The organism is Pinisolibacter sp. DMC19, from assembly GCF_056313985.1.
The window spans coordinates 605,667-618,303 of sequence record NZ_JBQUZF010000003.1 but is presented as its reverse complement, the minus strand read 5'-3'; the positions used below and the strand labels follow the sequence as shown (position 1 = coordinate 618,303).

The following is a 12,637-nucleotide window of genomic DNA, read 5'->3' as shown; positions in this document are numbered from 1 at the left end:
ATTGCCCTTCGTTCTTCCGTTTTCGTGGCGGGTTCTATGACACGGGCGTCCGAGAGCCGCAAGCAGGCGGGTGCCGGACGATGACGCGAGCGACGCCGTCGGTGCGACTCAGAAGAGATCGAGCTGGCCGCCGCCATCCGCGCCGCCCCCGTCCTCGCCGCTCGGCGGACGTCGCGGCGCGACGGTGCGCGACGGACGCGGCGGCTTCGGCGGCGGGGCGATCTCGACCAGATCGAAGAGTTCGTCGGGCGCCGGCACCAGCAGGCGGCGGGCGACCTCGACGCCGACGGTCGGGTCGAGCCAGACGGCGAAGTCTTCCGGCGCGAGCACCGCCGGCATGCGGTCATGGATGGCACCGACGGTGGCATTGGCATCGACCGTCAGGATCGCCGCGGTGTCGACCTCCGACCCGTCGGGCGATGACCAGGTCTCGGCGAGGCCGGCAAAGGCGACGATGCCGCCGCCGCGCGGCACGAGGTGGAACGGCGTCCGCCGATTGCCGTCGCGGCGCCACTCGACGAAGCCGGTCGCCGGCACGAGGCAGCGGCCGTGGCGCATCGCCCCGCGGAACGACGGCTTCTCCGCCGCGGTCTCGGCGCGGGCGTTGATCAGCAGCGAGAAGGCGGCGGGGTCCTTCACCCAGGTCGGCCAGAACCCCCAGCGCACCAGACGGAAGTGGCGGCGCCCCTCGGAAAGCACGACGACGGCGATCGGTTCGGTCGGACGGATGTCGTCGCGGGCGGGGAAGTTGGGTTGCTCGTCGTATTCGAACAGCCGACGAACCTCCTCGGGCGGCGCGGCGAGCATGAAGCGTCCGCACATGTCGTTCTCTCCTCGACGGAATCTCTGTCGGACGGCTGTCACGTAAGCGAAATGGTAACGCCTGGAAACCAAAATCGGAAACAGAACGACCGAGCAGGAAGACATGGGACCGGCACACGCGACCATCGACGAGGATCCGACCGACCGTCTTCGGCCGGAGAAGCTCGCCGCTGCGAACATCAACCCGGTGACCCGGCTCGCGACCGATTATCTCAATCACTTCAACGACGTCGTCATGATGCTCGAACTCGTTCCGGACATGCCGGAATGTATCGAGGACGTGGTGGGCTGGGTGCCCGTCACCTACGACGACTATTTCCGCAACTCCCATTTCCGCGAACGCGAGTTGGCGGTTCTGGCCTGGGAACATGCCGACCCCGACGTGCGCTCGGAATTCGACGCCGCCGTCACCCATCTCGACTGCGCCATGGCGGAGGCGATCTGCCTCGCCGAGCGTTGCGACGGCACCGACGGGGAAGCCGGCGAACGGCTGCGCGACTGCGTCGTCGGCCGCCTCAAGCCGCTGATCGCCACGGCTTCGGCCATCGTCAACGGCACCGCCGCACAGCGGGCCGGCTTCGACGACGGCACCGATCCCGGCGCGCAGGCGGCGATCGACGAACTCTTCCACTGATCGCCGTGGACGACGCCGCGCCCCACCGCCGCGACGCCGTCTCGGTCGTCGTCTGTCGCGACGACGCGGTCCTGCTCGTCCGGCGCGGCCGGGCGCCCTCGGCCGGTCGCTGGGCGCCGCCGGGCGGGCGCATCGAGGCCGGCGAGACGGCACGCGACGCCGCGATCCGCGAACTGCGCGAGGAGACCGGCCTCGCGGCCGAGATCATCGGCGACGTCGGCATCCGCGAGGTCGCGAGCCGCGACGCCGACGGCACGCCGACGCTCTTCGCCATCGCCGTCTTCGTCGCGGTCGCAGGCCCCGACGAACCGGTCCCCGGCGACGACGCCGCCGAGGCGCGCTTCGTCCCCCGCACGGCCGCCGCCGACCTCGATCTCGTCGCCGGGCTGATGCCCTGGCTCGAACGGGCCTTTCGCCTCCACGATGGATATCGCGCCGCGAACGGGGTAAGGAACGCGGAGTCCGGCGGGGCGGCCGAGGGACGAGGACGAGATGGCGAAGACGGCTGAGGGCACCACGAGCTTGCGCCGACGGGCGGTACGCTGGACGGCGGGGCTCCTCGTCGCGGCAGCAACGATCGCGCCGGCCTTCGCGGCGGAAGAGGCCTCGCTCGACGACACGCTCGCCAATCTCGCCGAAACGCTCGGCGCGCTGCAGCACCTGCGTCCGCTGTGCGGCGCCCAGGACGGCAACGCCTGGCGCGACCAGATGAACGCCGTGCTCGATGCCGTCCAGCCGACGCGCGAGAAGCGGCTGACGATCGTCGACCGTTTCAACCAGTCCTATCGCAGCAGCGTCGCGGCACAGCGCGGCTGCACGGCCGCAGCCCGTCTCCTGGCCGAGACCTACCGCAAGCGCGGCGAGGCGCTGGGGCGCGACATCCTCACGCGCTGGGGCCACACCTGACCGCACGTCGGACGGTTCCGTGGCATTCGAACCACGGCATTAACCATTTCGACACGAATTTTAACACTCGTTAAGAATATGGCCCAGGACGGCGCGACCGCTGGGTAACGCCGTGCTATTTCTCGTGTCGGGAGGGGATGCCGACGAAGCATCCCGAGGGACACGCCGCCGGACCCGTTCACGGCGGCAACGGTCGGCTGCACGCCGACGGGACACGACGAGACCGACATGCTCGACGAGACGAGCCTTCACGAGATCGAGCCGACGCTGGCGGAGAAGAAGCGCGCCGCCTACGAGATGGTCGCCGACGCCATGGCCGAGGCCGAGGCCGAGGGCATCGATCGCGACATCGTCGCCCAGGCGGCGCTGTTCGCCGTGGTCTCCGATCTGGTCGCCACCTGGGGCGAGGTCGAGGTCGCCGATTTCGTCGAGCGCATGGTCGACCGCGTGCTCGCCGGCGAGTTCACCATCAACCGCTCGCTACAGTGACGGCAGGCCGCCGAAGGCCAGCCGCGCCAGCACCAGAACACCGAAGACCACCAGGATCGATCCCGCCACGAGGTTGATCCGCGCCAGCATGGCGTCGGTCATGCGATCGCGCAGCGCCGCCACCGCGGTCGCCACCAGGAGCCACCAGCCCGAGCCGCCCGACACGACGCCGAGCACGAACATGCCGGCGGCGAGCCAGTCGCCGGGCTGCGGCGCCCAGCTACCGAGCGAACCGAACAACGCCAGGAAGCCCAGCACCGTCGCCGGATTGGTGATGGTCATGCCGAAGGTCGCCGCGGCCGTCGCCCAGGGCGGACCGCCGTCGCCGTCGTCGGCGTCGAGATGGGGATGGGCGCGGGCCGTGCGGATGCCGAAGGCGATCAGCAGAAGGCCGCCGATCAACTGCAGCCAGAACGAATGGCCCTCGACGAAGCCCGAGACCGCGGTGATGCCGAAGGCGGCGACCGCGGCGAAGAGGCCGTCGGCGGTGACGGCGCCGAGGCCGGCGGCGAGACCGGAGAGGAAGCCCGAGCGGAAGGCACGCTGGACGCAGAGGATGTTGACCGGCCCGACGGGGGCGGAAAAGACGACGCCGACACCGAGACCGGTGAGGAGGAGCGGCAGGCTCGACATCGCGGCGCGGTCCCTCTTCTTCGGTTTCGGTTCGACGGTCGCTTGTGCGGCCGCCCCTCATGGATAACATGCCGGCCGGTGCTTCGGCACCGAAAGCGGGTTCGACCACGAGCCCGCGTCACGGTCAAGCGGGTCGGTTTTCATGACGTTGCACAGCCATACGACCGGTTCACGACGGCGGCGCCTCCTCGCGGCGGCCCTCGTCGCCGCACTGGCGTCCGTCCCGGCCCTCTCGTCCACCGTCTTCGCGCAGGACGCCGGCCCTGCCAAGAAGGTCGGCACCGAGCGAATCGTCGTCACACCGCCCGCCCCCGCCGCCCCGTCGACGCCCGCGGCCCCCGCTCCGACGCCGGCCCCGGCCGGTACCGCCGCTGCTCCCGCGACCGCCCCGACCCAGCCGAGCGGGCCGCTGCCGGAGGTGCACAAGGGTGAGGCCGACCTGCCGCCGGCGGTCGCCAAGATGCGCAAGCGCCTGCTCGACGCGGCCTATTCCGGCGACATGCAGCGGCTGAAGATGGTCATCCAGTCGAACGAGATGCCGCCGGTCTTCTCGGTCAACGAGATCGGCGACCCGATCGACTTCCTGGAGAAACAGTCGGGCGACGGCAAGGGTCTGGAGATCCTGGCGATCATGACCGACGTGCTCGAATCGAGCTGGGTCCACGTCAACGCCGGCAAGCCGCAGGACATGTACATCTGGCCGTCCTACGCGGCGCTGCCGGTCGACAAGCTCGAGCCGGCGCAGTTGGTCGAGCTCTACAAGATCGTCACCTCCTCCGACTTCGAGGAGATGAAGGGCTCGGGCCGCTACACGTTCTATTCCGTCGGCATCGGCCCCGACGGCACGTGGCATTGGTTCCGCCCGGCCGACTGACGTCGCCGGGACGCGGGCACTGTTTCCGCCCGGCCGGCCGACGTCGGCGGGAGAAGCACCCTGTTCGGCTTCACCCTGAGGTGCTCGCGCAGCGAGCCTCGAAGGGCGAAGCCACAACGGGCCGTGCCGCAGGGCATGCCCGCGACGGTCCTCGCCCATCGGTCCTTCGCCCTTCGAGGCCCGGCTGCGCCGGGCACCTCAGGATGAAGGACCTCCGCACGGACCCGCCGACCGACGTCGCCACCCCTCTCCCCGCTCGCAAATCTCTCGCGATGCACCATATTTGCTCTCGCCTCCCCGCCGCCTTCGGGCGATCCTCGGGGAGAACGAGAGGAGCGACGGAATGAGCGGGAAGATCGCACGGCGGGACGATCGCGGCGTGGTTCGGGTCGCGGGCGAGGAGGCGGCGACCTTCCTCCACGGCGTCGTCACCTGCACGACCAAGACGCTCGCGCCCGGCGAGGGACGCCTCGGCGCGTTGCTGACGCCGCAGGGCAAGATCCTCTTCGACTTCTTCCTGACGCCCCACGGCGACGGGTTCCTGATCGAGGTCGATCGGGCGATCCTCGCCGACTTCGTCAAGCGCCTCGGCTTCTACCGTCTGCGCGCCAAGATCGCGATCACCGACGTCTCCGCCGACTGGGCCGTCGCCATCGCCTTCGACGGCGACGCGCCGGCGATCCCCGGCGCCGTCGCCTTCGCCGATCCGCGGGTCGCCGGGCTCGGCACCCATCTCCTCGTCCCCGCCGCCGTCGCACCGGCCGCGACCGCCGCGCTCGACGACTGGCACGCGCTCAGGATCGGCCTCGGCGTGCCGGAGAGCGGCCGCGACTTCCCCCTCGGCGACGTCTTCCCGCACGACGTCGACATGGACGACCTCGACGGCGTCGACTTCAGGAAGGGCTGTTTCGTCGGTCAGGAAGTGGTGTCGCGGATGAAGCACCGCGGCACGGCGCGCAAGCGCATCGTCAAGGTCGTGGCCCGCGAGGCGCGTCCCGCCTGGCCCGACGCCGGCTCCGAGATCGTCTGCGGCGACAAGGCTCTGGGCACGCTCGGCTCGTTCTGCGGCACCGCCGCGCTGGCGCTGGTGCGGCTCGACAAGGCCAAGGCGGCGATCGATTCGGGCGACGCGATCGAGGTCGGCGGCGTCACCGTGGCGCTCGCGATCCCGGATTTCGCCAGCTTCGACTGGCCGGCGGAGGCGACGGCCGACTGAGGGCGTCGCGCCGCCGTCTTTGCCGAACAGCCTAACGGCACTGACACTCGGTCGAACTGCAATCGCAGCTGAGGTTGGGACAACACGGCGGATCATCTGCGGAGCATCTGTAATATCGCCCGCCACACGATGCCGCGATCTCCGTCTTTGGAATTGGCGTAAGGTTGTCGTGTTTCACTCCGGCGAGAACATGCGTCGGAGCCGTGATGACTGATCGCTCCACGGTCGATCCTGTCACTTCGGCGATCGATGGCTGCGCCAAAGCGATCAATCCGAGGACAATTGCAACGAGAGTGCTGCGGATCATGATCTTCTCCCTCTCATTCTTAAATCGATTAATAACACTTATGCGAGCATGGCGCCAGACCTGCATTTGCTGCCACGTGCATACCCGAAGCTGGCGTGCGGCAGGTCTCTCTCGGGCTCTCGGTGGATGGCTTCAATCGCTCCGCGACATGAACTAGACAGAGTCGTTACGTACTGTTTCACGGACGACTCGGATGCCGCCCCGTTCCACTCCGCCGCGCGCCTGGCAGCGCATGCTCTCCGGTCGTCGGCTCGATCTGCTCGATCCCTCGCCGCTCGACGTCGAGATCGACGACATCGCCCACGGCCTCGCCCGCGTGGCGCGCTGGAACGGCCAGACGTTCGGCGATCACGCCTTCTCGGTGGCGCAGCACTGCGTGCTGGTCGAGGAACTGGCGCTGCGGCTGGAGCCGAAGCTCGAGCCCAAGTATCGCCTGACGGTGCTGCTGCACGACGCGCCGGAATATGTCATCGGCGACATGATCTCGCCCTTCAAGGCGGTCGTCGGCGGCGGCTACAAGGCGGTCGAGGCGCGGCTCGAGGCAGCGATCCACATCCGCTTCGGTCTGCCGGCGACGCTGCCGGCCGCGATCAAAGCGCTGACCAAACAGGCCGATCACGTCTCGGCCTATTTCGAGGCGGTGGAGCTCGCCGGCTTCGGCGCGGAAGAGGCCGCCAAGATCTTCGGTCGGCCGAAGGGCTTTCCCGAACGGCTCGGGCTCGACCCCTGGCCGGTCGGCGAGGCGCAGGCGCGTTTCCTCGCCCGCTTCCGCGAACTCGACGCGCTGGTCCACCCGCCGAAGTGAGGGGGTCGCCGGAGTGACGGTGGTCGCCTAAGTGAGTGGGTCTGACCGTCTTGCGACCGACATCCGGCGGGTTCAGGATTTCTCATCCTCCAAACGGGAGACCGCATGCCGAGCCTTCACGTCTGTTCGCTGTCGAAACTCGCCGACACCGTCGCCGCGAGCGGGGCGAGCCATGTCGCCACGCTGATCAACGCCGGCACGCCGGTCACCCGGCCGGCGTCGATCCCGGAGGCGAACCATCTGTTCCTCGGCTTCAACGACATCGTCGAACCGATGGCCGGGATGATCCCGGTCGGCGAGGCGGAGATCCTGCGCCTCTTCGACTTCGTCGACGGCTGGGACCGCGCCCGGCCGATGGTGTTCCATTGCTGGGCCGGCATCTCGCGGTCGACCGCCGGGGCCTATGTCGCCGCCTGCCGGCTGATGCCGGGCCGCGACGAGGCCGACATCGCCCGCGAACTGCGCACCAAGTCGCCGTCGGCGACGCCCAATCTCCGTCTCGTGCGCATCGCCGACACGCTGCTCCGCCGCGACGGCCGCATGGTCGCCGCCATCGAGGCGATCGGCCGCGGCCGCGACGCCTTCGAGGGCCAGCCCTTCGTCCTGCCGATCGCGGACGGCGCGCCATGAGCGAGGCGGGCGGCGGCGGCATCGAGATCGGCCTCAACGCGGCGATCGTCGCGGTCGTCGAGGGCGAGCCATCGGTGCTGACGCTCGGGCGCGGCCCGAGCGATGCCCCGACCGACGCCCTGCCCTTCGGCCCGTTCGATCCCGTCCGCCACCGCACGCTGGAACTCGGCCTGCGCGCCTGGGTCGAGGCGCAGACGGCGCTGCATCTCGGCCACGTCGAGCAGCTCTACACCTTCGGCGACCGCGGCCGGCTGGCACGCGCCGGCGACCAGAGCCCGCACGTCGTCTCGGTCGGCTATCTGGCGCTGACCCGGCTCGAGGGCGTGGCGGAGGGCGCGGCGCGGGCGGTGCTTTCCGCCAACGCCGCCGAGTTTCGGCCGTGGTACGACCATTTCCCCTGGGAGGACTGGCGCCACGGCCGGCCTTCCGTGCTCGACGAGGCGATCCTGCCGGCGATGCGGGCATGGCGGGCGGAAGACCCGCGCCATCGCGACATCGGCCGGGCGCTCGACCGGGCGGAACGGCTCAGCCTCTATTTCGGCGAGGACGGCAGTCCCTGGGACGAGGAGAAGGTGCTGGAGCGCTACGAGACGCTCTACGAGGCCGGTCTCGTCGCCGAGGCACGGCGCGACGGACGCGCCTGCAGCAACGCCTGCCCACCGCTCGGCCGCGCCATGGCCTTCGACCACCGCCGCATCCTGGCGACCGCGATCTCGCGGCTGCGCGCCAAGCTCAAGTATCGCCCGGTGGTCTTCGAGCTGATGCCGGAGAGCTTCACCCTGACCGAGCTGCAGAAGACCGTCGAGGCGATCTCGGGGCGGCATCTGCACAAGCAGAACTTCCGCCGGCTGGTCGAGACCGCCGCCCTGGTCGAGGCGACCGGCGAGACCTCGCTCGTCACCGGCGGCCGGCCGGCGAGCCTCTACCGCTTCCGCCGCGAGGTGCTGCGCGAGCGCCCGGCGCCGGGGCTGCGCCTCGGCTCACGGGGCTGAGGGCGGCGCGGGCGCCAGGATCTCCCGCACCACCTTGGTCACCGGCACGTGGCCGACGAAGTCGGTGTTGGTGTGGTGCCAGGCCTCGAGTTCCACCGCGGGCGGCGCCTTGCGGCGATGGGCGAAGTCGCCGACGCGGTCCCAGGCGCCGATCACCTCGACGACATGGGCGCAGGCGCGCGGCATCTTCACCCGCGCCGAGATCGAGACGATGGTCAGCGCGGCGCACATCGCCTCGGAACGGGCGCGATCGGTGCGCTGGAGCGCGTGGAGCGCGTCGGCGATCACCAGATTGCCCCTGGAATGGCCGACGAGCGCGTCGAGCTTCAGCCGCTCGTCGCGCAGCAGCGCCAGCAGCGTCTCCGCATCGCGATGGTCGTGCGGCGGCTGTTCGCCGAAGGCGCCCGTCTCGAGACCGCGGATCCAGTCGAGCGAGCGGTCGACCTGTTCGCGCAGGTGGTAGCGGCCGTCGAGACCCGCGGCCCAGGCGAAGCCGCCGGAGGCCTCGGTCAGGAGGTCGGCGAGCCCCCAACCGGAGACGAGTGCCGCGACCGGCCGGCCGAGCGCATCGGCGACGTTGCGGCCGAAGGCGGCGGTGCCGAGCGCCGAGCCGCCGACGCCGGCGACCGCGATCGTGTCGACCGAGGCGCCGCCGGCCGCCATGAAGGCCTCGACGTCGGCACAGACCGTGAGGCGGCCCTCGCCGGAGGGCGGCACGAGGAGGATGGTTCCCTCGCAGGCCGCGGACGGCGCGAGGTCGGTCGCCTCCTCGCGGGTGACGACCTTGACGTCGTAGAAGAGCGCGTCGAGCAGCACGTTGCGGCGGCGGAAGACGTCGAGCAGCGCAGCGCTCGACGGGCGGCCGAACAGCCGCCACGGCAACGTCATCGCATCCGTCCAGCGCGCGATGCCGGCGGAGATGAAGTCGTCTGCCACGTCTCGTTTCCTCCCGTTTCGCCGATCATAGACCCGCGACGGCGCAAGGGCCAACGGCGACGTCGGGCGTAGCCTCAGAGAAGCTCGCGCACGCTCTCGACCGGACGGCAGAGCCGCGCGCCCTTGCGTGTCGAGACGATCGGGCGGTTCATCAGGATCGGATGGGCGAGGATGGCGTCGATCAGCTCGTCGTCGGTCTTGGCCGGATCGCCGAGGCCGAGTTCGGCGAAGGGCGTGCCCTTCTCGCGCAGGATCGCCCGCACCGGCACGCCCATCTTCGCGACGAGGGCGACGAGTTCCTCACGCGTCGGCGGCGTCTTCAGATAGAGCACGACCTTCGGCGCGACGCCGGCTTCCTGGAGGATCGCCAGCACGTTGCGCGAGGTGCCGCAGGCGGGATTGTGCCAGATGGTGACGTCGGACATGGGATCTCCTCGCGAACGTGGGTGTCCGCGAGGGATAGCCGAGGCGATCGTTCCGGGCAATCGCGCCGGGACGGTCCCGTCTCACTCCGCCGGGGCGGGCATCGCCATCGGCTCGCGCACCACCGCGCGTTCGCGGATCGGCAGGTGGACGAGACCGGCGAAGATGCCGAGCGCCACACCCATCCACCACACCGGATCGTAGCTCTTGTTCAGGTCGTAGAGCGCGCCGCCGAGCCAGACGCCGAGGAACGAGCCGACCTGATGGGAGAAGAACACCAGACCGCCGAGCATGGCGAGGTAACGCGTGCCGAACATCAGCGCGACCAGCGCGTTGGTCGGCGGCACGGTGGAGAGCCACAGGATGCCCATGGTGGCGGCGAAGAGCACCACGGTCACCGGCGAGGCCGGCGCCATCAGGAAGAGGACGAAGACCACCGAGCGGGCGAAATAGATGAAGCTCAGGATCCAGCGCTTGGGGATGCGCATGCCGAGGATGCCCGAGCCGAGCGAGCCGACGACGTTGAAGGCACCGATCAGCATCAAGGAGATCACACCCCACTTCGGCTCCATGCCGATGTCGCGCAGGTAGGCCGGGAAATGGGTGGTGATGAAAGCGACCTGGAAGCCGCAGACGAAGAAGCCGGCGACGAGCAGCAGGTAGGAACGATGGCCGAGCGCCTCCTTCAGCGCCTCGCCGATCGACTGGTCGTGGCCGTGGAACATGCGCGCGCCGGGCTTGCCCTGCAGCGGGATGGCCAGCAGCGGGATCAGGCCCATGATCGCGGCGAGGATAGTCAGGCTGTCGTGCCAGCCGAAGTTGACGATCAACCCTTGCGTCAGCGGCGAGAAGAAGAACTGGCCGAAGGAACCGGCCGCCGTGGCGAAGCCGAAGACGAGGCTGCGCTTCTCCTGCGTCACGACGCGGCCGAAGGCGGCCATGACGATGCCGAAGGCGGAGCCGGCGACGCCGAAACCGACCATGACGCCGGCGAGATGGAAGGAGAGCGGCGTCGAGGCCCAGCTCATCCACTGGATGCCGATGGCATAGATCACGGCGCCGACGGCGAGCGTCTTGGCGGTGCCGAAACGGTCGGCCGCCGCGCCGAAGGCCATGGCGCCGACGCCCCACAGCAGGTTCTGCCAGGCCATGGCGAGAGCGAAGGTCTCGCGCCCCCAGCCGCGCTCGGCGGTGATCGGCGTCAGGTAGAAGCCCATCGACGAGCGCGGACCGAAGTTGATCGCGGCGATGAGGCAGCCGCAGACCACGATCAGCCAGAGGGGGAAACGCAAGCCCGCGTCGGGGCGCTCGCTGCCGGTCATCGGAATTTCCTCCTCCGCCGGAGCCTCGGCCTACGCGCGGCATTCTCTCTCGCGCGGCGCGGACGGGCTCTCTCTGCGTAGGAATACGCAGGCCGGACACGTTCGAAAAGTCAAAAGAGATGCGGCGATCGATCGATGAATTTGATGAATTTCCGCCCGCCGTCGATTTTCATGACGGACATGCGACGAGGGTCTGTTCAAGCCGGAACGACGCCCCTATATTTCAGCCGTCCGTGTAACGGGACGAACGCCGGGTGTTCGCCGGTGTTTTTTCGGGTCTCATATATGCTCAAAATGAGCATAAGACCTCGGGGAGAAACGGAATGACGGATGCGGTCGAGGCCGAGGTGATGGCCGGCGAGGCGATCTCGAAGAAGGCGAAGGCTCCGCGCCGCGCCGCCGCGAGCACGCGCGCGAAGTCCGGCGCCGCCGCGAAGGTCGCGGGCAAGCCTGCCCCGCGCGCCAAGGCTGCGACCAAGGCGACCGCCAAGGCCGCGCCCCGCAAGGCTGCCCCCCGCAAGCCCGCAGCGAAGAAGGCTGCGAAGCCGCAGACCGCCGCCGAGCGCTTCGGCGTGCTGCCGATGCCCACCCTCGAGTACACGCCCGAGATCGCAGAAGCCACGGCGCATCTCTACGCCAAGGTCGCCCACGTGATCCCCGAGATCGAGTGGCCGTTCCACGCGCCCTACGTCCACGCCATCAACGAGCTGAAGAAGATCCGCAAGGCGGTCGTGCTGGCGCACAACTACATGACGCCGGAGATCTTCCACTGCGTCGCCGATTTCGTCGGCGACAGCCTGCAGCTCGCCCGCCTCGCGGCGAAGACCGACGCCGAGGTGATCGTCCAGGGCGGCGTCCACTTCATGGCCGAGACCTCGAAGGTTCTCGCGCCGGAGAAGACCGTGCTGATCCCCGACGGCAAGGCGGGCTGCTCGCTCGCCGCGTCGATCACGGCGGAAGACGTCCGTCTGCTGCGTCGCCGGTTCCCCGGCGTGCCGATCGTCGCCTATGTCAACACCTCGGCCGAGGTGAAGGCGGAGGTCGACATGACCTGCACCTCGTCGAACGCTGTCGAGGTGGTCGAGAGCTTCGGCGTGGACCGCGTCATCTGCCTGCCCGACCAGTATCTGGCGCGCTGGGTGGCGGCCAATTCCAAGGTGAAGATCATCACCTGGAAGGGCGCCTGCGAGGTGCACGAGCGCTTCACCGGCGCCGAGCTCGAGGCCTATCGCGCCGACGATCCGAACGTCACGATCATCGCCCATCCGGAGTGTCCGCCGGACGTGATCGGCGCTGCCGACTTCGCCGGCTCGACCGCCAAGATGATCGACTACGTCAAGACGCTGCCGCAGGGCGCCCGCGTCGTGCTGATCACCGAATGCTCGATGGCCGACAACGTCTCCTGCGAGGCGCCGGGCATCGAGTTCGTGCGGCCGTGCAATCTGTGCCCGCACATGAAGCGGATCACCCTGCCGAAGATCCTCGACGCGCTCCTGAACATGACCGAGGAGGTCGTCGTCGACCCCGCGGTGGGCCTGCGCGCCAAGGCGGCGGTCGAACGCATGATCAACCTGAAGAACTGACCTCGCCAGAGGCCGCAGGGGAGGCTCGCGCCTCCCCCCTCGTCCGGACGCACGCGCCGGACCGG

Annotated in this window: 15 protein-coding genes; 10 read left to right on the top strand and 5 right to left on the bottom strand. The window is 69.5% G+C overall.

Translation table 11 applies throughout. The features are described from left to right. Positions 1-108: 108 nt before the first annotated feature. Complete coding sequence (locus ACT53U_RS10980) at positions 109-822, bottom strand: SOS response-associated peptidase (RefSeq protein WP_476154973.1); 714 nt, start codon at positions 820-822, stop codon at positions 109-111. Between the two features lie 103 nt (positions 823-925). Here ACT53U_RS10980 and ACT53U_RS10975 point away from each other — a divergent pair, with 103 nt between their 5' ends. The 4 genes from ACT53U_RS10975 to ACT53U_RS10960 all read left to right on the top strand — a co-directional run bounded on the left by ACT53U_RS10975 (position 926) and on the right by ACT53U_RS10960 (position 2,851). Beyond that, a complete protein-coding gene (locus tag ACT53U_RS10975; protein ID WP_476154971.1) occupies positions 926-1,456 on the top strand; it encodes a hypothetical protein in 531 nt (176 codons plus the stop codon). A gap of 5 nt (positions 1,457-1,461) precedes the next feature. Then, positions 1,462-1,965, top strand: a complete 504-nt coding sequence (locus ACT53U_RS10970; protein ID WP_476154969.1) for an NUDIX hydrolase — start codon at positions 1,462-1,464, stop codon at positions 1,963-1,965. Then, positions 1,949-2,362 (top strand): TIGR02301 family protein, encoded by a 414-nt coding sequence (locus ACT53U_RS10965; protein ID WP_476154968.1) that lies wholly within the window; start codon positions 1,949-1,951, stop codon positions 2,360-2,362. The genes ACT53U_RS10970 and ACT53U_RS10965 overlap by 17 nt, the downstream gene beginning before the upstream one ends. A 228-nt stretch (positions 2,363-2,590) precedes the next feature. Beyond that, entirely contained in the window at positions 2,591-2,851 is a 261-nt protein-coding gene (locus ACT53U_RS10960; protein WP_476154966.1) for a hypothetical protein, read from the top strand. On the opposite strand, the gene ACT53U_RS10955 is transcribed toward ACT53U_RS10960, so the two are convergent. Then, positions 2,843-3,484, bottom strand: a complete 642-nt coding sequence (locus ACT53U_RS10955) for a LysE family translocator (protein WP_476154965.1) — start codon at positions 3,482-3,484, stop codon at positions 2,843-2,845. The two genes, ACT53U_RS10960 and ACT53U_RS10955, sit on opposite strands and share 9 nt — an antisense overlap. A gap of 142 nt (positions 3,485-3,626) precedes the next feature. Between ACT53U_RS10955 and ACT53U_RS10950 the strand changes: the two genes are divergently transcribed. The 5 genes from ACT53U_RS10950 to ACT53U_RS10930 all read left to right on the top strand — a co-directional run bounded on the left by ACT53U_RS10950 (position 3,627) and on the right by ACT53U_RS10930 (position 8,308). Continuing rightward, positions 3,627-4,358, top strand: a complete 732-nt coding sequence (locus ACT53U_RS10950; RefSeq protein WP_476154963.1) for a hypothetical protein — start codon at positions 3,627-3,629, stop codon at positions 4,356-4,358. Between the two features lie 343 nt (positions 4,359-4,701). After that, on the top strand, positions 4,702-5,574 hold the full coding sequence (ygfZ, locus tag ACT53U_RS10945) for a CAF17-like 4Fe-4S cluster assembly/insertion protein YgfZ (protein WP_476154961.1): 873 nt from the start codon (positions 4,702-4,704) through the stop codon (positions 5,572-5,574). A 500-nt stretch (positions 5,575-6,074) separates the two neighbouring features. Beyond that, positions 6,075-6,686 carry an HD domain-containing protein gene (locus ACT53U_RS10940; protein WP_476154960.1) on the top strand — a complete coding sequence of 204 codons (612 nt, stop codon included), beginning with the start codon at positions 6,075-6,077 and terminating at the stop codon, positions 6,684-6,686. 105 nt (positions 6,687-6,791) lie between these two features. Continuing rightward, positions 6,792-7,316 (top strand): tyrosine phosphatase family protein, encoded by a 525-nt coding sequence (locus ACT53U_RS10935; RefSeq protein ID WP_476154958.1) that lies wholly within the window; start codon positions 6,792-6,794, stop codon positions 7,314-7,316. After that, the gene (locus tag ACT53U_RS10930) at positions 7,313-8,308 is read left to right on the top strand and encodes an NUDIX hydrolase (RefSeq protein WP_476154956.1); all 996 of its coding nucleotides are present in this window, start codon (positions 7,313-7,315) and stop codon (positions 8,306-8,308) included. Before ACT53U_RS10935 ends, ACT53U_RS10930 begins: the two co-directional genes overlap by 4 nt. Here the strand turns inward: ACT53U_RS10930 and ACT53U_RS10925 are convergent. From ACT53U_RS10925 to ACT53U_RS10915, 3 genes are all read right to left on the bottom strand, one after another. Further along, positions 8,297-9,244, bottom strand: a complete 948-nt coding sequence (locus ACT53U_RS10925; protein WP_476154955.1) for a hypothetical protein — start codon at positions 9,242-9,244, stop codon at positions 8,297-8,299. The two genes, ACT53U_RS10930 and ACT53U_RS10925, sit on opposite strands and share 12 nt — an antisense overlap. 74 nt (positions 9,245-9,318) lie before the next feature. Then, on the bottom strand, positions 9,319-9,669 hold the full coding sequence (gene arsC / locus ACT53U_RS10920; protein ID WP_476154953.1) for an arsenate reductase (glutaredoxin): 351 nt from the start codon (positions 9,667-9,669) through the stop codon (positions 9,319-9,321). A gap of 81 nt (positions 9,670-9,750) precedes the next feature. Then, on the bottom strand, positions 9,751-10,989 hold the full coding sequence (locus ACT53U_RS10915; RefSeq protein WP_476154951.1) for an MFS transporter: 1,239 nt from the start codon (positions 10,987-10,989) through the stop codon (positions 9,751-9,753). 323 nt (positions 10,990-11,312) lie between these two features. Between ACT53U_RS10915 and nadA the strand changes: the two genes are divergently transcribed. Then, entirely contained in the window at positions 11,313-12,572 is a 1,260-nt protein-coding gene (gene nadA, locus ACT53U_RS10910) for a quinolinate synthase NadA (RefSeq protein ID WP_476154949.1), read from the top strand. Positions 12,573-12,637 lie beyond the last annotated feature (65 nt).